This is a genomic window from Amycolatopsis sp. NPDC058986, from assembly GCF_042741125.1.
Classification (GTDB): Bacteria; Actinomycetota; Actinomycetes; order Mycobacteriales; family Pseudonocardiaceae; genus Amycolatopsis.
Genome location: NZ_JBHYJW010000008.1, coordinates 107,057 through 124,268, shown reverse-complemented (window position 1 = coordinate 124,268; position 17,212 = coordinate 107,057). Strand labels below are relative to the sequence as shown.

The window sequence follows — 17,212 nt, the reverse complement described above, 5'->3', positions numbered from 1 at the left end:
TGCCCGGGGGTGTGGGGGGGGGGGTGGGGGGGCCCGCCGGCTTCCGGCCCCGGTTCGCACCCCCGCCGGTGGGGGGGCCCCCCGCGCCGCCCCCCCCCCACGACAGGGGGGCGACGGGGGCGACGGCGGCAAAGCGGAAGACACCAGTTCAAGGAGGTGGCGGACTCCGCAAAAGGTGGAAAGATGACAAGGGAAACATCTATGAGTGGGACTATCGACACGGCGAGTGGGAGATGTACAACAAGCTACAACAAGCGTGGTAAGCATCAAGGCGTTCTTGATCCCAACACCGGACAGCCGATCCCAGGGAAAGGCCCCGACCCCACCCGGAGCGTCGAACCATGAGTGATCAAGCGGTCGGTTGGGAGATCGAGGCATACCGCGAGTCGGACGAGCTCTTGGAATGGTCCGTAAAACTTCCTCCGGGGGTCAGCCATCACACGGCGGAGCAGGTTCGTGCCGTTCTGGCCCACTTCGATGTGCCAGCAGAAACCGTTGGCCCGCTCGACGACGCCAGATTCACATACTTCGTTGGCGGTTTCGCCGACGCGCGTACTACGAAGCCAGCTCCAGGCCCGTCGAGCGGCGGGCAGTCACCACCATAGGAGCAGAGCGAGTGGTCTGGCCGGTTTGAGCATGACCGTCGCCCGCTCCTGAGCGTTTAGAGCGTGTCCTGTAAGTGATTGAGCTGGGTTTCTGGTTGTTGTGTGCGGTGGTTGGTCGTGGTGAGTTGACGGATCGGGCGTGGGCGGTGATCAAGCCGTTGCTGCCGCCGCAGCAGGGTGGCGGCAGGCGGTGGTGTGAGCATCGGCAGGTGATCAACGCGATCGTGTGGAAGCTGCGGACCGGCGCCCCGTGGCGTGATCTGCCTGAACGCCATGGGCCGCGGAAGACCGCGCATGAACGGCTGCGGTTGTGGACCAAGGACGGTACCTGGGGCAAGATCCTTGACCACGTCATCGTCAAAGACGACGCCGTCGGTGACGTCGAATGGGTCACGAGTATCGACTCCAGCGTGGTCCGGGCGCATCAGCATTCCGCCGGGGCCCGGAAAAGGGGATGCAGCAGCGACATCGAAGCCCTCGCCGTCGACGGGGAAGAACTCGGGCGGTCCCGTGGCGGACTGAGCACCAAGATCCACCTCGTGGTCGACGGGCGAGGGCTGCCGATGCGGTTTCTGCTCACTCCCGGGCAAGCCGGAGACAATCCGCTGCTGGTTCCGTTGCGGCCTGGCCGCGGTTGCGACGATGCCGGACCTGGTCAGAGGGCTGGGGAATCGTGCAGGCGATCCCGCGCCGCCGCAGGTAGGCCCGGTTGGCGCGAGAACTGCAGGCCTTGTCCGCCAGGACACGACCCGGACCCTGGCCAGTACCGTCTCGAACTGCGGCGAGTCACCACGTTGACCGGCGGTCACCAGCAACGACAATGGTTTCTGGCCTTGCTCGGTGGCCAGATGCAGCTTGGTCGTCCAGCCTCCCCACGACCGGCCCAGCACGGCTGGGACACGCTCAGGGACGCCGAATACTCGGAAACGGGGCGATCGTCGTGACCGCTTCCTTTCCGTGGCGGGCTCCCTTGGTGGGCCGGTCAGAATGGGAAGAGCCGATTCGGGTGCTGCTGGCCACGGCGGCCGACAACTATCTGGTGTCTCCTGGCGCAGCTCACCGGGAGTGAGACCGTGGTCGAGACCGCGTTGCTATGCGCCGTACCCGCCCCGGACATTCCCACGCGGGAGGCACGCCGCGCGAGTGCGCAGTGGTGGTCGGCAGTCACCGAACCATGGGGCGGACAGTAATCCCCGTGGGCGTTGGGCCCCGGCCGACGGCGCAAGCCATTGCTGCTGACGGAATGGAAATCCGCGGAACTTGCCTTCCCGGCTGGGGCACTGGCAGGGAATCGTGGTGTATGCGGGTAGCCCTGCGCTGATCACACCTGCGATGGCGGGCACATCTCACTTTTCATGGGCCAACGCGGCGAATGGACATGGGACTCGGCAACTCCGCGTTGTCTACAGCGACAACCAGCGTCCGGTCGAAGCCGGGGCGGCTCGCGCGGAGCTGGTCTACGAGGTTGTCCGAGTCCGAGGACCTGATCGAGCGGTCGCCGCAGCCCTGGTAAAGGGCCGGGACAGGAGAGCCTGGGCTGCGCGCAAGGTTTCTTCAAGGTTCCGCCGGAAGGTTCAGCGCGGGCGTCAGGCTTTCGTAAGGAGATGTCCGGAGCGCCCTCGAGGCTGTCGTCGTCCCAACGCGGACACGAATTCCCGGGTGGAGGGACAGGTTCATGACCGAGCATTGGCGCCGGTACGCCGGAAGCGTCGAGGCCGGGCGAATGGTGGTGGCCAGTGTGGCCGTGGTGGCGCTCGCGGTTCCGCAACGGTGGACGTGGCCGTCGATCACGGCGTTGGCGCTGGCCGGAGCCGGGATGCTGGCGATGGTGGTAGCGCTGCTGCGGCTTCTGCCGAACCGGGTGGCGAGTGTGGTCGCCGCCGTGGCGTGGGGGCTCGCCGCCGTCGCGCAGGGCATCGTCCTGTGGGTTCCGGACGAGGTCCGCGCGTCGGGCTCGCAGCTGGTGCAGGTGCGGTCGTTCGGCACCGGGCTGGCGTACGCGGGGTTCGGCGCGCTCGTGCTGGCGGCCGCACTGGTCGTGGCGTCGTCGCGCGCGCAAACGGGGCTGCGGGATACGGTCGTCGCGATGCTGGCGCTGGTGTCCCCGGCGCTGCTGCTCCCGCTCGGTGCGGTGCTCGCCGACGACGGGATCGGCTACCACATCGACAAGGCGGAAAGCACGGTCGCGAACGGTCCGCCACCACGGGCGAGCACCCCGGGTGCGGACGCGCCGCTGGGTGTGCTGAAGCCGTCCGCCGAGCTGTCGGTGCCCGTTACGTCCTCGGCCGTGTTGGTTCCCGGCACGGATCTGATGGTGCTGATCGGGCGTCCGGACCGCTATGACGCGGTGCTCGCCTACTCGACCGGGCCCGGTGGGACGGCGCAGCCGCGGTGGCGGTATTCGCTCGGGCAGGAGCAGTCCGGCGGGGCACGGGCCGTCGTCGACCGGGCGGCAGGGCGGGTGACCGTGGTCCTGCGGGACGCGGTCGTGGTACTGGACCTGGCCTCCGGGCGGGAACTGAACGTGGTTCCGATGCCACGGCAGGCGGAGAGCTGGTCCGTGGTGGGCCCGGGGCAGGCCCGTTCGGGATGGTCGCCGGCCTCGGACGTCGTTCTCCGCCAGGGCCCGGTGTTGTTGCTGGGCGCGCTGGGCGAGGAACGGGAACCGGAAGCGTACGTGACCGAATTCGACCCGGTCACAGCGACGTTCACCGAATTCGACCGCGGCCGGCGCGGGCCGTGTGCCTATCAGGCGATCGACGACGTCGTACTGGCGTCCGGGCCGACCGGCTGCGGTACGCCCCGGCTGACGGTCCGGACGGGCGGCGGGTGGCGGATGGTCGCTCTGCCCACCGCCCTCACCGAGCCGGTGCTCCTCGGCACCGCGAAGGGCGTCATCCTGCTGCGCGGTGCCGGTGAGCTGGTCGCGATCGACGCGAAAGGGCGCCAGGTGTGGCACCGGAGTGTCGGCGACGCCGCGGCTCGGGCCGTGCTCACCGTTCCGGAGCCGTTCGTAGTCGTCCAGCTGCCCGGCCGTGTCGTCGACATGATCCAGTTGCGCAACGGCGCGGTGAACCGTGAAGGGGCCGCCCTGCCCGGTGATCCCCTCGGCACGAAGGATTCCGGCCCGCTCGGCGAGCCGAACGGGCCAGTGGTCGACGGCGCGGTGTGGTACCGGATCGCCACCATCGGCGGGCCGCCGGAGAAACCGGACCGCAGAGTCGTCGCCGTCGATCTCCGCACGTTCACCGAGCGCCCGTTGGACGCGGGTGCCGCCTGCTGCGGCTGGGGGCCGGCCGGACCGTGGCTCGCCGTACTCGCCGCCGCCGACGGTCAGCTGGTCACGAAGGACGTCGCCGGCACGCACGTGCACCGCAAGGCGGACCAGCCATGAGCGCGCGGCACAGGGGAATCCTGCTCGCGGCCATCGTCGTGTCGATCGCCGTGGCGGCTGTGGTGCTGATCGTGGTCCGCTCGGGTGGCGGCCCCGCCCCGGCCACCGTTCCAGCAGCCGACGCGACCGTCGCGAGCACCTCGCCACCCGCGCAGCGGTCGCTCGCACTGGACGGCACCGTCGTGTGGCAGTCGGCCCCGCGGGCCGACCGTGGCGCACTTGGCACCGCGGGTGGTCTGCTCGTGGCGGACGAGCAAGGTGTCCGCATGCTCGACCCGGCCACCGGTGCCGAACGCTGGCACTACCGCCGCGGCGAGCCGCGTTCTCCGCAGCCGCCCGACGGTGGCGGTGCGCCCGGGGACGTGGACCTCGGCGTCGTGTCGGAGGGCGGCCGGACGGTGGCGGTCAACGTCGGTCCGCGGACCAACGTCAACGAGCCCGCCCGGCAGGGCGCCGCGACCTGGGTGTTCGACGCGGTGTCCGGGCGGCTGCTCGCAGACCTCCCCGGCAGATCGGCTTACGCGATCGTCGGCGACCTGGTGGTGACGGTGACACATCGGCCGGGCCGGATCACGGCGTTCAGCGTCACGGGTGAGTCTCGCTGGGAGCGTGCCTTCGACGGCTGCCAGGAGCAGGCCGTCCCGCGTGTGCTCGCCGGCCCGCGAGGGACGGTGCTGGTGGAGGAGAACTGCGTCGGCCCTGTCAACCACGACGAGATCGCCGGACGTTCGTGGCTGTGGGCTCTCGACCGGGGCACGGGAGCCACGAGGTGGCTCTGGCGGGCTCCGGTGTCCGGCCTGAGCCGGACGTGGCCGGTGGGCGACACACGTCCGGACCGGGTTCTCGTCGACGTGCGACCGCAGGGGGTGCTGGGTGCGGCGCACACGGTCGTGGCGATCGACCTCCAGACCGGAAGTCCACTGTGGACCCGGGAGAACCTCGTGCTCGACCCGGCACCGCCGGTCGCCGGTTCGCCGAACCGGCCGCGCTACCAGTGGGATGTCGGCTGGGCGCGGGGCACCCCGGTGCTCGTGGAGAACACCGACACGGCGCGTTTCCAGGACAAGGTGACGGTACTCGCCGGCCTGAACCCGGACACCGGTGCCACGTCCTGGACCCACGTCCAACGGGACACCTGGCGCGCGAACGCGGACGTCGTCGGCGGTGTCGTGCGGCCGGTGCTGCTCAGCCTGCGGGAAGGCCGTCTCGCGCTCGCCGCCGTGCGACTCGCCGCGGACCGGAGCGGGATCCCGCTCTACAGCCAGCTAGTGCTCGTGCCGGTCGAGGGCGACGGGCGGATCGCCCCGGTGCGGCCGGTGGTGCGCGCGGCGACCGGGCAATGGCTGACCACGCAGCTGGCCGCCACTCCCGCCGGGCTCGTCGTCACCGGTCGGCACGCTGCGACGCGGGAGCAGGTCGCCGTCACCCTCGCCTGAGGAGGTGACCCGCATGGCCGATCGGGCAGTGCGGCCGGGATTTCGGCGTCGGCTCAGCCGGAAAGGTGGTGCTCGGCGGGTGTGGTGGCGAGGCGCAGCAGGCGGGTCCCCTCCGGCGTACAGCGGGCGAGGTGGCCGGGCGGCAGCCGGTCGGCCACCTCGGCGCCGGGGAACCGGCCGAGCAGGCCCAGCGCCTTCCCGTGTCCCGGCGCCCCGACGAGGACGGCGGTGGCCGCGCTCCAGAACGGTGAACGGACCGGAATGCGGGCAACGTCGTGGAGCACGCACGTCCACGCGGCACCGGTGTAGGCGTCGGGGCTCTGGTCGGTTTCGGCCAGAAGTGCTTGCGGCGCCAGCGGAGTGGGCGGCACGGACGGCCACGGCTGCTGTCCGCCGACGATGCTCAGCCGTCCGGCCGAGCGCGCGAGCACCGGCTTCCAGCGAGCCGGGGCCGGTGTGCGGACCGAGACCGAACAGCCGGCGCCGAGCAGGCGAAAAGCCAGCACCCGCACCAGATCCGGTGCGTCGACAACGCCGATTATCGACGGCTGCGGGCCGGCACAGGTCAGTCTTTCCACGCTCCCACCGGGACCCTGGCCGAGGACGATCCCGGCCGGAGCCAGTGTGAGGGCGAGGTCGACACCGCCGGCACCGCGCCACAACGTTTCCCGCATCGACTCGGCTTCTCTCATCGGCTCACTCCCAACGCGTCGATGAGCTCACGCCGTCCACCACCGAGGGGGAGTGTCGCGCGGAGCCCGTCTGCCTGGTGGCCCGGCAAGGTCGTCACGAGACCGGTGGCGACCAGCGCGCCGCGTGCCGCGGCGGCGCGGCGGTGGTCGGCCGACACGACCCGGACGGCCGCGCGGGTGGTGGCCATCCGCCCGGACAGCTCCACGGCCACGGAGACCACCGACCGGTCGGCGGGAGTGGCCGCCGCCGCGGCGACAAGGCGCGCGAGGTCCGAAGTGGACCGCAGCTCGGCGAACAGCGAGCAGTGGGCGGCGTTCTCGGTGATCCAGGCGTGGTCCCTCGCGCTCCCACTGCGCCCCGAGTCGGCAAGCTGGGCGAGCACGGAGTACAGCGCGCGGGGCGCCAACATCGTGGCGTGGACACCGGTCCGGTCGAGATGCCGCCGCAGGCGTGCCGTCGCCGCCGCGACGGCCTTCCCCGCGCCGGACGCTCCGCCGCCGCGGGCGGTCACCGCGGCCGGTGCCCAGAGCGGCTCGTGCCGGACGGCGAGCAGCACCCGCCGTGCGAGCGGATCGTCCGGAGTGGACAGTCCGAGGTAGGAGCCTGCCGGCTCGAAGCGCTCGCCCGGGGACGGTGCGCGGAACTGCTCGACGATCAGTTGCACACCGCTGGGCTCGGCGGGATCGGCGGCGAGCTGCGCGGCGATGAGACCGAGATCGAGATGGATCGCGCCGCCGGTGTTGATTTCCAGTACCGCGCAGAATCCCTGACCGTCTTCGAGCAGGCCAACTGTCTGTCCACTGTGGATCTCAGCTTCCGCGATCCGCAGCTCCGGAAGTGAGTGGGAGAGCGCGACGAGGCCGGGGAGTCCGGAAGTGGACGAGCGAGTGGGCGCCGGGGGTGTTCGCCGGAGAACGTAGTCCGCGAGCGGTCTTCCCTGTAATCGCGTGAAGGCGGCGGCGATGACGAGAACGGCGATGAGGCCGAGAAGAACCGCGGCCGGATAAGCCTTGGCGAAGACCGACGCCGTGCTCGCCACGAGCAGGGCTGCTCCGGTTTCCAGGGCGATCACTTTTCCGCGGTGCAACCAGAGTGCGGGACGCGATCGGGTACGGAACGACGCTGTCATCGCGTATTCCTTTCAGTGCGGGAAAATATTCGGTTCGGCCGCCGATTTCGCTGATTCCCGGCGGGAAAAAGGTTAGGCTCGTCGGCATTCACCCCTTTCCGACGAAGGTGAGCGATGGCGAGCACCAAGGATCACGTCGAGGCCTACGCCTACGAGGGACGCAGGCAGGCGACGAGCCTGCTCACCGGAAGCGATCGCGCGGGCGCCGATCCTCGTCGCCGTCTCAACCGGACGACCGCGGGCAGCCTCGTGGTGGCCGTGCTCGCCGCCACCGGCTTCGGCGTGGCCGGATTGCTCGGCGCGGGCAGCGGCCCCGCCGTACCGGATTCCGGAGCCGTGCTGGTGAAAGGGGACGGTGGACGTTACGTCGCGGTCAACGGCGTGCTCCACCCCGCGCTCAACCTCACCTCGGCGCTGCTGGTCGGCGGCGGTCAGGTCACCGAGGTACGGCCGGACGCGCTCGGCAGCAGACCGCGCGGGCTGCCGGTCGGTATCCCGAACGCCCCGGATGCCTTGCCACAGCAGGGAAAGCTCAGTGCCGAGCCGTGGACGGCCTGCACCACTTCCTCGGCCGCGCCCGGCTCGCGTACCGATCTGGTGATCGGCCCCGCGCCCGCCGAGGGACGGCTTGGGCCGGACGACGCGCTCGTGGTGCGTCACCCGGACGGGAGACAGTGGCTGCTCATGCAGGGCCGCCGGTTCGCGCTCGACACGACCACCCAGGCCAGGCTGGGACTTCAGCTCGCGAGCCCGGTGTCGTTGCCGCCCGAGGTGCTCGCGACGGTGCCGGAGGGCCCGAGGATCGACATGCCGCAGGTGGCCGCCAAAGGCACGTCGCCGAGCAGGCCGATTCCCGGTGTCCCCGGCGTGGTCGGGGACCTCGTGCACAGCTCGTCCGCCGGGCTCGGTGACCAGTACTACGTCGTCGAACCGGACGGGCTGCGCGCCATCACGCCGTTCGTCTTCCTGCTGCTCGCGAGTTCCGGGGCGCGCTCGGTGGACGTCGGCCCGGCCGTTACCAGCGCGGCACCGGTGTCGAACGTCACGGCGCCCGGCGCTTCCGGCTGGCCCGAGCGAAAGCCGAAGCCGGTCGAGGTGACGCCCGGAAGACCGGTCTGCTTCAGCACGGGCCCGGGCGCCGCGCCGGGAAAGGCTCCGTGGCAGCTCGACGTTTCCGTCCCGGCCGCGGTCCCCGGCGTCGACGTCGCACCGGTCGCGGTGACCGGCGGAGACACACCGGGAGTTCTCCGCTCGGTCCGGATCCCGCCGGGCCGCGGGGCGCTGGTGAAGGCCGCGTCCAGTGCCGGGCAGGATGGCGCCTACACGCTGGTCACCGACGCCGGGCAACGGTACGCACTGCCCGGCGCGGACGCCGTCCACCGGCTCCGGTACGACCCGGCGGCGGTGAAGAACGTGCCCGCGCCGTTCGTGAACCTGCTGCCCTCCGGGCCGGTCCTCGACCCGGAAGCCGCGCAGCGGGAATTCCCCGGTTCCTGACATGTCACACCAGCTCGGTGTCCGGCGGCCCGGGGGTACCCCGCTCCTCGCGTGCGGTCCGGGGGAGCGGTCCGGCTGCCCAGCCGCGCTTCGCCGCGCGCCGGACGGCGAGGGCACCGATCGCGGCGAGCATCGCCAGCGAGGCCAGGATTCCGGACCACGCGAGGGCGATCCGCGTCGCGCGGCTGTCGTCCGTGCCCGCCGGCATCGGGGCCATCCTGACAAGCCCGCCGGGGCGGAGTGACGATGACGGGAGCGCCGCGTCCGGCACGGTCAGCGCGGCGTAGGGGTCGAGGACCCCGGCGCCGCTGCGCTCGTCGGGACGGCCGGACACCCGCACCGCCGCGGACTTCAGCCGGTCGATCACCTGCGGGGCGGGCAGCTCCGGGTACCGCTGGCGAATCAGCGCCGCGGCCCCGGTGACCAGCGGCGTCGCGAAGCTGGTGCCGGTGACGGCCAGATAACCGCCACCCGGTGCGGTGGTCGTCAGATTCTCGCCGGGCGCGGCGATCCCGACCCACGGCCCGGAGTTGGACTGCGCGAGCGGAAGACCTTGCGCGTTCACCGCCGCGACCGCCAGCACCCCGGGATAGGCCGCCGGATACCAGGTCTGGCCGGGCTGGCTCTGCGCCTCGTTGCCCGCGGCGGCGACCACCACGACGTCCCGCGCCTGTGCGTAGGCGATCGCGTCACGGACGGCCGGATCGTCGACGGCCAGCGCGAACGACAGGTTCAGCACCCGGACCCGGTGATCGGCCGCGTCACGGATCCCGGCGGCGAGCTGCCCGCGCGGCAGATTCTCGATCGGCGTGGCGAACCGCACCGGATAGATCGACGCGCCGGGCGCGATCCCCGCCACCCGCGGATCGTCACCGGGCCGAGCGGCGAGCAGCCCGGCCACCGCGGTGCCGTGGCCGGCGCAGTCGAGCGCACGACCCGGCCCCGGCGGGCCCTGATCGCCGATTTGCGTGCCCGGCGCGGGCACGGCGCCGCCGAGCTTCGGATGACTCCAGTCCACTCCGGAATCGACCACCCCGGCCAGCACCCCGGCACCGGTCGCGAGTTCGTGGGCACGGTCGAAGCCGAGCCGCGCGATCACCGGGTCCGGACCGGCCGCGGTGGGCAGCGGCTGGCCCCTCGGCGCGGGCGGACGGCACTCCCCGCCCTGCTGGGCCATCGCGGGAGAAACCGGTGTCAGTGCCAGCACCAGCGCGACGACACCGGCCCGCGTGATCATCCGATGTCCATGAGGGCCGCGTAGATGTCCCACACGGCGAGGACGAGCGGGACGACAGCGAGCAGCAGGACCGATTCGGCGATGTCGAGCCAGCGCGCACCCCGCGGGCCGGTCACGGACCGCCCCTGCACGATCGCGGCCAGCCCGACGAAGACCCCCAGTAGCACCACCGTCGGCAGCACGATGCCGAGCATCACGTCCTGATCGCCGGCGAACCGGGCGATCACTGCCGCGAGGAGCGCGACCAGCGCGGCGGCGGTCGCGGCCATCGATGCCAGCCGCTGCGCGCGCTCGGCGAACAGCCGCGCTCGCAACGCGACAAGCGCGAGCAGCACCCCGGCGAGCACCATCGGCCAGGTCCCGCCCAGCGCCAGCAGCACGATGCCCGCCGCGACCACCGCGTTGATCCCGGCGACGAGGCCGGTGAGCAGCCGGCGGGCCTGGTCGATCCGCCTGCTGGTCTCGTCCCAAGAGGACTGTCCGGTCACCTGCGCGACGTCCTGGGCGTTCCTGGGCAGGCTCGGCCGGGGGAGCCGTGCCAGCCGCAGCGCCAGCGTCGGCATCGCCGTGGTGAGGGCGAGCGCCAGGGGAGCCACGACCGCGGCGGCGCGTTCCGGCGTACCGCTGGCGGGCAGCGCGACGAGCGCACCGAGCAGTCCCGAAAGGCCGACGACGGCGAGCGCCGCGAACGTCCCGTCTCCGCCACCGACGACCACCGCACCCAGCGCCGCCACCACCAGGACGACGGCGCTCGCGAGCAGCACGTGCGCGCCCGTGTGCGAGGCGGTGAGCAGCACGCTGGAACCGGCGGCCCCCACCGGCGCGGCGAGCGCGGCGGTCACGGTCCCGGCGGCGAGGTCGCCCGCGGCCCGTGCCAGCGCGCCTCCGCCGAGGAGCAGCAGCGCGGCCAGCGTCACTCCGAGGAACCCGGCGGTCCTCCCACCGGTCGAGAGGAGCAGGGCCGCCGCTCCCAGCCCGGTGAGGACGCCGATGACCCCGCAGGCCACCCTGGCAGCGCGAGTGTCCCATGTGGACGTCACCGCTCCGGCGCCGATCACCTCGACGACGTCGTCATACAGCGGCGCGGCGCCTCGTTCGTCGGCTGGGCGCAGGAAGAGCAGTTCGCCTTCGCGGACACCGTTGGCGGCCAGCCCGCGCGCGGGGTCCAGCCGGGTTCCGTCACCGCGCGCCAGCACCCACCCGCCGTGTGCCGCGCCGCCGTCCGGCGGGCGGTCGGGCAGCACATGCTGGAGCAGCATCGGCAGCAGCTGTGCGAGCGGGACGGTGGCGGGCACGGAAATGTCGGCGCGGGTGGCCGGACCGGCCACCGTCAGCCGGCAGAAGCCGTCGCTCGTCCCGCCGGGCCGGACAGCGCCCTGCTGGCCGTGGGGCATCTTTCCCTTCCTCCCCGCATCTGGTAGACCAGGTCACACACAACGTTTTTCCCGGGCGCGGGTCGCCGCCGACCTTGACGGCGCGACCTTGAAGAAACCTTGAAGCCGACGGAACACCCTCCGCTGGAGCGCCCGTGACCACCGAAACCCTGTTCCATCGACCGCCGCGGCAGGCCGCGCCCGCCGTCCCGGACGGGGAACTCGCCCTGCAACCACCGCCGGAGCTGCCGAAGGCCGAGAGCGGCGGGATCTGGCTGACCGCGCTGCCCGCGTTGTCCGGGCTCGGTTCGGTGGCGTACCTGTTCGCGGGCCCGCCGAACCCTGTGACGTACGTGGCCGGTTCGCTGTTCCTGTTCTCCTCGCTCGCGGTCGTCGTGGGGTCCCTGCTGCGCAGCCGGACCACCCAGAAGGGCGACGCCGCGACGCGGCGCCGTGACTACCTCCGGTACCTGGCGACGATCAGGACGCAGGTGCGCAAGACGGCCGAGGCGCAGCGGGCGGGCATCGGCTGGGGCGCGCCCGATCCCACGGTGCTCTGGTCCCTTGTGGACAGTCCGCGGCTGTGGGAACGCCGCGCGGGCGACGCCGATTTCGGCGTTCTGCGGATCGGCCTCGGCCCCCGCTACCTGGCCACGCCCTTGGTACCCGCCGAGACCGGGCCGGTGGAGGAACTCGACCCCCTTGCCGCGCTGGCGCTGAAGCGGTTCGTCGCGACCCACACCGTGCTCCCCGATCTGCCGGTGCAGCTGTCGCTGCGGCGATTCGCCGGGATCGCGCTCACCGGCGACACCGCGGCCGCCCGTGCCACGGCCCGCGCGCTCGTGGCGCAGGTCGCCACCTTCCACGCCCCGACCGACCTGCGTGTGGTGATCTGCACCGACGATCCGGACGCGGGGCCGTGGAGCTGGGCGAAATGGCTGCCGCACGCGCGTCACCCCGAGTTGTCCGACCACGCCGGGCCGGCGCGCCAGATCCACCGGTCGCTCCGGGCGCTGGAGGACCTGCTGGGTGCCGACCTCGCGCGCCGCTCGCGGTTCAGCAGGCAGTCGGAGCCGGATCCCGACGTCGCCCACCTGCTGGTGATCCTGGACGGCGGTGTGGTCACCGGCGAGGAACTCGTGCTGGCGCCCGACGGTTTGCAGGCCGTGACCGTGCTCGACCTGACGGGTGCCGCGGAACGCCTGGTGCGGGCGAACGGTGTCGAGTTCTCGGTCGCCGCCGACGCCGCGCTCGCCGTGCGGTCCGGTGCCGGTGCCGAGTCGCTCGGGCGCGCCGACGCGCTCGCCGTCGAGGTCGCCGACGCGCTGGCCCGGCAGCTGGCGCCGTACCGGCTCGACGCGGCCGACGTGGCCGCCGACGACCTGGCCTCGGCGAGCCGGACCCTGCCCGAGCTGCTGGGCCTGCCCGACGCGGGCATGGTGGATCTGGACGCCTGCTGGCGGCCCAAAGCCCTGCGCGACCGGTTGCGCGTCCCGATCGGGATCTCCGCGGACGGCACCGTGCTGGACCTCGACATCAAGGAGTCCGCGCAGGACGGTACGGGCCCGCACGGGCTGCTGGTCGGGGCCACCGGCTCCGGCAAGTCCGAACTGCTGCGGACGCTGGTGCTCGCGATGGCCGCCACCCATCCGCCGGACCAGCTGAACCTGGTCCTCGTCGACTTCAAGGGCGGCGCGACCTTCGCGAGGCTGGGCCACCTGCCGCATGTCGCGGCCACCATCACCAACCTCGAGAACGATCTGTCCCTTGTGGACAGAATGCGGGAGGCGCTGTCCGGGGAGATGAACCGGCGGCAGGAGATCCTGCGCGATTCCGGGAACCTGGTGTCCATTCGGGACTACGAGCGGCTGCGTCTTCGCGGGACACCGTTGCCGTCGTTGCCGAGCCTGTTCATCGTGGTCGACGAGTTCTCCGAGCTGCTGAGCCAGAAACCGGACTTCGCCGAGCTGTTCGTCCAAATAGGACGGCTGGGACGATCGCTCGGGCTGCACCTGCTGCTGGCGTCGCAACGGCTCGACGAGGGCAGGTTACGTGGCCTGGAGGCGCATCTGTCCTATCGCATCGGCCTGCGGACCTTCTCCGCGCAGGAAAGCCGGACCGCGATCGGCGTCCCCGACGCCGTCGAGCTGCCGAGCGCGCCGGGCCACGGCTACCTGGCCACCGAGGCCAGCACGCTCACCCGGTTCCGTGCGAGCTACGTGTCCGGTGCCTACAACGGCGGCGCTGTCGCGGAAGGAACCGCGTTGCCCGGAGCCACCGAGGTGCGGCCGTTCCCGGCAGCGGAACTGCCGGTGCCGCCGCGGCTGGCGGCGGTGTTGCGGGACGCCGAACGGGACGCGGGCGCCGAGGACGAGGTCACGCAGGTCACCGTGCTGTCCGTTCTGGTCGACCAGATGGTCGGCAAAGGCGTTCCGGCACACCAGGTCTGGCTGCCCCCGCTCGGCACCTCGGACACCCTCGGCGAGCTGATGCCCGCGATGGATGTCCGGGCAGGGCGGGGGTTCGGGGCGTCGCCGGACAGCCCCGCGCTCGTCGTCCCCATCGGTGTCGTGGACCGGCCGTATCATCAGCGCCGCGATCCGTACACGCTCGATCTGTCCGGCGCGGGCGGGCACGTCGCCATCGTCGGCGGGCCGCAGTCCGGCAAGTCGACCATACTGCGCACACTGCTGGCCGGGCTCGCGTTGCGGCATACTCCCGCCGAGGTACAGCTCTACGCGCTCGACTTCTCCGGCACGCTGTTCGCCTTGTCCGGGCTGCCGCATGTCGGCGGGGTGGCCGGGCGTCAGGACGGCGAGATCGTGCACCGCATCGTCGCCGAGGTCGCCGCGGTCGTCGAAGAACGCGAAGCCCGGTTCCGTGAACTCGGCGTCGACGGGATGGCGAGCTACCGGCGGCTGCGCGCGTCCGGAGGAGCGCCGGACGACCGGTTCGGCGACGTGTTCCTCGTCGTCGACGGCTGGGCCGTGCTGCGCCAGGACTTCGAGGCCATGGAGGAGCAGATCCTCGGCCTGCTGGGGCAGGCGCTGACCTACGGCGTGCACCTGGTCGTCACCGGGAACCGCTGGCTCGACCTCCGGCTCGGGCTGCGGGACCTGATCGGTACCAAGGTCGAACTCAAGCTGGGCGACGCCTTGGATTCCGAAATGGACCGCAGGGTCCAGGAGACCGTGCCCAGGGACCGGCCGGGCCGCGGCGTCACCCGCGACCGGCTGCACTTCCTCGGCGCCGTTCCCCGTGTGGACGGCGTCCGCGGCGCCGACGACCTCGCGACCGGCGTCGCGGATCTCGTCGCGAAGGTGTCCGGACACTGGACCGGCGACCCCGCCCCTCCCGTGCGCTTGCTGCCACCGATGCTCGAGTACGTGTCACTGTCCCGTGTGGACGGACTGGCGATCGGGATCGAGGGACGCCGGCTCGAGCCCGTGATCCTGGATCGCCGGGCAGACCCTGGCCTGCTGCTGATCGGCGACTCCGAGTCGGGTAAGACATCCACCCTGCGCGCGATCGCCCGCCAGGTCATCGACCGCGCCGAACCCCGCCAGGACAAGGTGGTCCTGCTGGACTACCGGTTGACGCTGCTGGGCGAGTTCGAGGGCGAGACCGTCCTGGCGTATGCCGGCAACCACCAGCAGGCCACCGATGTCGTGGCTGGTCTCGTGGAAGGCTTCAAGAAACGCCTGCCAGGCCCGGAAGTGACGCCCGAGCAGCTCCGGGCGCGTACCTGGTGGACGGGCCCGGACGTGCACGTCGTCGTCGACGACTACGACCTCGTGGCCACCTCGGTGGGTAACCCGTTGCTGCCGCTCCTGGAGTTCCTGCCTCAGGCCCGCAGTGTCGGCCTGCACCTGTACGTCGCCCGCGCGGCCGGCGGCGCCGGCCGGGCCGTGCTCGACCCTCTGCTCGGCAGGTTGCGGGAACTCGGCTTCCCCACGATCCTGCTGAGCGCCCCGGCGGACGAAGGGATCCTGTTCGGTATCCGGCCCCGCCCGCAGCGCGCGGGCCGAGGCACCCTCGTCCACCGGCGCCTCGGCACCGTACCCGTCCAACTCGCCCGCCTGGACTCGGTCCACGATCAGCCCAAGGTCTGACGGCCTCACGAACTCGGTACGAACGTACCCGGATCCGTGGAAGGCGGGGTCTCGAACTCGTTCGGGTCGCGCTCCGGCACGGCTATTCCCTTACCGGTCGCGATGGAGCCGATGTTCTTGACGGACGCCGAATCGGGATCCCAGTAGGAACCGTGCGCGTCCTCGCCGTACTTGGCCGTGTTCGCCTCGAACACCTTCGCGCCGAAGGCATGGGTGGTCGGGTTGCCGCCGTGCGTCCCCACGCCCGCACCACCCAGGTACCGGACGCTGTCATCGGCCTCCGCACCCGCGTAGACGTGGCCGTGGAACTTCGGCGGGTAGTCGTTGACGGAGTTGATGCCCTTCCCGGCGCCGATGCTGCCGAGCAACACGATGTCGTCGGCCTGGAGGTTGTGGTCGTGAGCCGCGCGACTGACCACAACACTGCCGTAGCTGTGCCCGACCGCGGTGATGTGCGGCTGTTGCCCGGTGAGCGCCACATGCGTGGCCCGGAGGCCGGCTATGTCGTTGGCGAGGTTGGCCGCCCCCGTGCGGGCCTTGTCCTCGCTGTACAGGTCGTCGAGTCCGGTAGCGAGGTCGCGTTGTTTGTTCGGCGGGTCGTACCCGAACCAGGCGAGGGAAGCGGTCGGATGGTTCGGATCCGCGCTGTTCGCAGCGTCGTAGGTTTGACCAGCCTTCCAGGTCAGAGCACCGGCGGAGGCCGTGTCGGTGTCGATGCCCGGCACGGTGACGGCGATATTGCCCGCCTTGTCCACGTCGCCGATGGCGATGGCGTACTTGGCGTTGGACTTGCCGCCGTCGTGCGGGAAGGCATTGGGTTCGTAAGCGTACAACTGCACGGGCACCTTGCCGTGGTACCGGTCGGCCCCGGCTTGCAAGGCGGTCAGGATGTCCGCGGCGTTCTGCCGGGTCCGCGCGTCCGTGCTGTGCAGGTCCAGATTCAGTGCCACTCGGTTGGCCGCGTCCCGGTCAGCCGCCGGGACGCCGTTGAGGTTGCCGAGTTCCCGGTAGTTGTAGTTGATCGCGTACTGGCGTTGCTCCGGGGTCAGGCCCTTCCACCAAGCCGCCACCGTCTTGGGGTCACTGCCCTTGGGGGGCAGCGCCACCGGTGCCCTACCGCCCTCGTCCAGGCCGGCGGGCGCGACGAATCCCAGTTCGGACAACGCCTTGGTGTGGCCGGCGAGCAGGGTGTTGTAGCCCTGGAACACCTTGTCCACGGCTTGACCGCTCGCCTTGACCAGCGCGACGGCCTGGGCTTCCAGGCTCTTCGCGGCGGTGTCCGGGTCCGAGGTGCCGGGGTTCTTGTACGCGTTGGCCGCGATCGCGTCGATCTGCTGCTGGATCGGCCGGAGTTTGCCATCCAGGTCGCTGACAGTGGTCTTGGCGAAGTTCGTCGCGTTGGTGAGATCGTCGGCTATTCCGTCGAGCATGGTCGCGATCTTCGTCATCTTGGCCGCGCCCAGTTTCGCCTTCGTGTCGGCCACGTATCCGGCTTCGTCGTGCACGGGCGTACCGTCCACTTTGTAGCCACTGGCGGTGAGCCGGGATGCCTGACTGCTCAGTTCGCCTGCCAGCTTGGCGTCCCCGCCCGCCTTGGCGAAGTCGGCGGCGAGCGTGCTGATCTCGACGGGATTGCCGGCGGCGAGCTGGTCCCGCAGCTTCCACGGGTCCACGCCGGCTCGGGCCGCTAAGTCCTCATTGGACAGTGGCATGGTCGCCTCTCAAGGAGATTCGTC

12 protein-coding genes are annotated in these 17,212 nt (G+C 71.5%); 7 read left to right on the top strand and 5 right to left on the bottom strand.

The window, feature by feature from the left end; translation table 11 throughout:
• Positions 1–11 precede the first annotated feature (11 nt).
• The 5 genes from ACFW0G_RS10345 (at position 12) to ACFW0G_RS10325 (ending at position 5,435) form a co-directional block, all read left to right on the top strand.
• Positions 12–263, top strand: coding sequence for a colicin E3/pyocin S6 family cytotoxin (locus ACFW0G_RS10345; RefSeq protein WP_378324753.1), 252 nt, complete (start codon positions 12–14; stop codon positions 261–263).
• Positions 202–345, top strand: a complete 144-nt coding sequence (locus tag ACFW0G_RS10340; protein WP_378324648.1) for a colicin E3/pyocin S6 family cytotoxin — start codon at positions 202–204, stop codon at positions 343–345. The genes ACFW0G_RS10345 and ACFW0G_RS10340 overlap by 62 nt, the downstream gene beginning before the upstream one ends.
• Positions 346–679: 334 nt before the next feature.
• Positions 680–1,549, top strand: a complete 870-nt coding sequence (locus ACFW0G_RS10335; RefSeq protein WP_378324646.1) for an IS5 family transposase — start codon at positions 680–682, stop codon at positions 1,547–1,549.
• 731 nt (positions 1,550–2,280) lie between these two features.
• Positions 2,281–3,999 (top strand): hypothetical protein, encoded by a 1,719-nt coding sequence (locus tag ACFW0G_RS10330; RefSeq protein WP_378324645.1) that lies wholly within the window; start codon positions 2,281–2,283, stop codon positions 3,997–3,999.
• Positions 3,996–5,435: a PQQ-binding-like beta-propeller repeat protein gene (locus ACFW0G_RS10325; protein ID WP_378324643.1), complete on the top strand. Its 1,440-nt coding sequence runs from the start codon at positions 3,996–3,998 to the stop codon at positions 5,433–5,435. The genes ACFW0G_RS10330 and ACFW0G_RS10325 overlap by 4 nt, the downstream gene beginning before the upstream one ends.
• Positions 5,436–5,488: 53 nt before the next feature.
• Here the strand turns inward: ACFW0G_RS10325 and ACFW0G_RS10320 are convergent, their stop codons facing one another.
• Positions 5,489–6,127, bottom strand: a complete 639-nt coding sequence (locus ACFW0G_RS10320) for a hypothetical protein (RefSeq protein ID WP_378324642.1) — start codon at positions 6,125–6,127, stop codon at positions 5,489–5,491.
• The gene (locus ACFW0G_RS10315) at positions 6,124–7,257 is read right to left on the bottom strand and encodes a type VII secretion protein EccE (RefSeq protein ID WP_378324641.1); all 1,134 of its coding nucleotides are present in this window, start codon (positions 7,255–7,257) and stop codon (positions 6,124–6,126) included. The genes ACFW0G_RS10320 and ACFW0G_RS10315 overlap by 4 nt, the downstream gene beginning before the upstream one ends.
• A 114-nt stretch (positions 7,258–7,371) precedes the next feature.
• Here ACFW0G_RS10315 and eccB point away from each other — a divergent pair, with 114 nt between their 5' ends.
• The gene (eccB, locus tag ACFW0G_RS10310; protein WP_378324640.1) at positions 7,372–8,754 is read left to right on the top strand and encodes a type VII secretion protein EccB; all 1,383 of its coding nucleotides are present in this window, start codon (positions 7,372–7,374) and stop codon (positions 8,752–8,754) included.
• Positions 8,755–8,758: 4 nt separating this feature from the next.
• Here eccB and ACFW0G_RS10305 read toward each other — a convergent pair whose 3' ends face one another.
• Together ACFW0G_RS10305 and eccD are read right to left on the bottom strand one after the other, a co-directional pair.
• The gene (locus tag ACFW0G_RS10305; protein WP_378324639.1) at positions 8,759–9,991 is read right to left on the bottom strand and encodes a S8 family serine peptidase; all 1,233 of its coding nucleotides are present in this window, start codon (positions 9,989–9,991) and stop codon (positions 8,759–8,761) included.
• Positions 9,988–11,385, bottom strand: coding sequence for a type VII secretion integral membrane protein EccD (gene eccD, locus ACFW0G_RS10300; RefSeq protein WP_378324637.1), 1,398 nt, complete (start codon positions 11,383–11,385; stop codon positions 9,988–9,990). Before eccD ends, ACFW0G_RS10305 begins: the two co-directional genes overlap by 4 nt.
• A gap of 134 nt (positions 11,386–11,519) precedes the next feature.
• Between eccD and eccCa the strand changes: the two genes are divergently transcribed.
• Complete coding sequence (eccCa, locus tag ACFW0G_RS10295) at positions 11,520–15,476, top strand: type VII secretion protein EccCa (protein ID WP_378324636.1); 3,957 nt, start codon at positions 11,520–11,522, stop codon at positions 15,474–15,476.
• A 5-nt stretch (positions 15,477–15,481) separates the two neighbouring features.
• Here the strand turns inward: eccCa and ACFW0G_RS10290 are convergent, their stop codons facing one another.
• Complete coding sequence (locus ACFW0G_RS10290; protein ID WP_378324634.1) at positions 15,482–17,188, bottom strand: alpha/beta hydrolase; 1,707 nt, start codon at positions 17,186–17,188, stop codon at positions 15,482–15,484.
• Between the last annotated feature and the right edge of the window lie 24 nt (positions 17,189–17,212).

Bases quoted from the DNA above. Each gene is read 5' to 3' on its own strand.
- ACFW0G_RS10330 (WP_378324645.1), top strand. From the start codon at position 2,281: ATGACCGAGCATTGGCGCCGGTACGCCGGAAGCGTCGAGGCCGGGCGA.
- ACFW0G_RS10305 (WP_378324639.1), bottom strand. From the start codon at position 9,991: ATGATCACGCGGGCCGGTGTCGTCGCGCTGGTGCTGGCACTGACACCG.
- ACFW0G_RS10315 (WP_378324641.1), bottom strand. From the start codon at position 7,257: ATGACAGCGTCGTTCCGTACCCGATCGCGTCCCGCACTCTGGTTGCAC.
- eccD (WP_378324637.1), bottom strand. From the start codon at position 11,385: ATGCCCCACGGCCAGCAGGGCGCTGTCCGGCCCGGCGGGACGAGCGAC.
- ACFW0G_RS10320 (WP_378324642.1), bottom strand. From the start codon at position 6,127: ATGAGAGAAGCCGAGTCGATGCGGGAAACGTTGTGGCGCGGTGCCGGC.
- ACFW0G_RS10290 (WP_378324634.1), bottom strand. From the start codon at position 17,188: ATGCCACTGTCCAATGAGGACTTAGCGGCCCGAGCCGGCGTGGACCCG.
- ACFW0G_RS10325 (WP_378324643.1), top strand. From the start codon at position 3,996: ATGAGCGCGCGGCACAGGGGAATCCTGCTCGCGGCCATCGTCGTGTCG.
- eccB (WP_378324640.1), top strand. From the start codon at position 7,372: ATGGCGAGCACCAAGGATCACGTCGAGGCCTACGCCTACGAGGGACGC.
- ACFW0G_RS10340 (WP_378324648.1), top strand. From the start codon at position 202: ATGAGTGGGACTATCGACACGGCGAGTGGGAGATGTACAACAAGCTAC.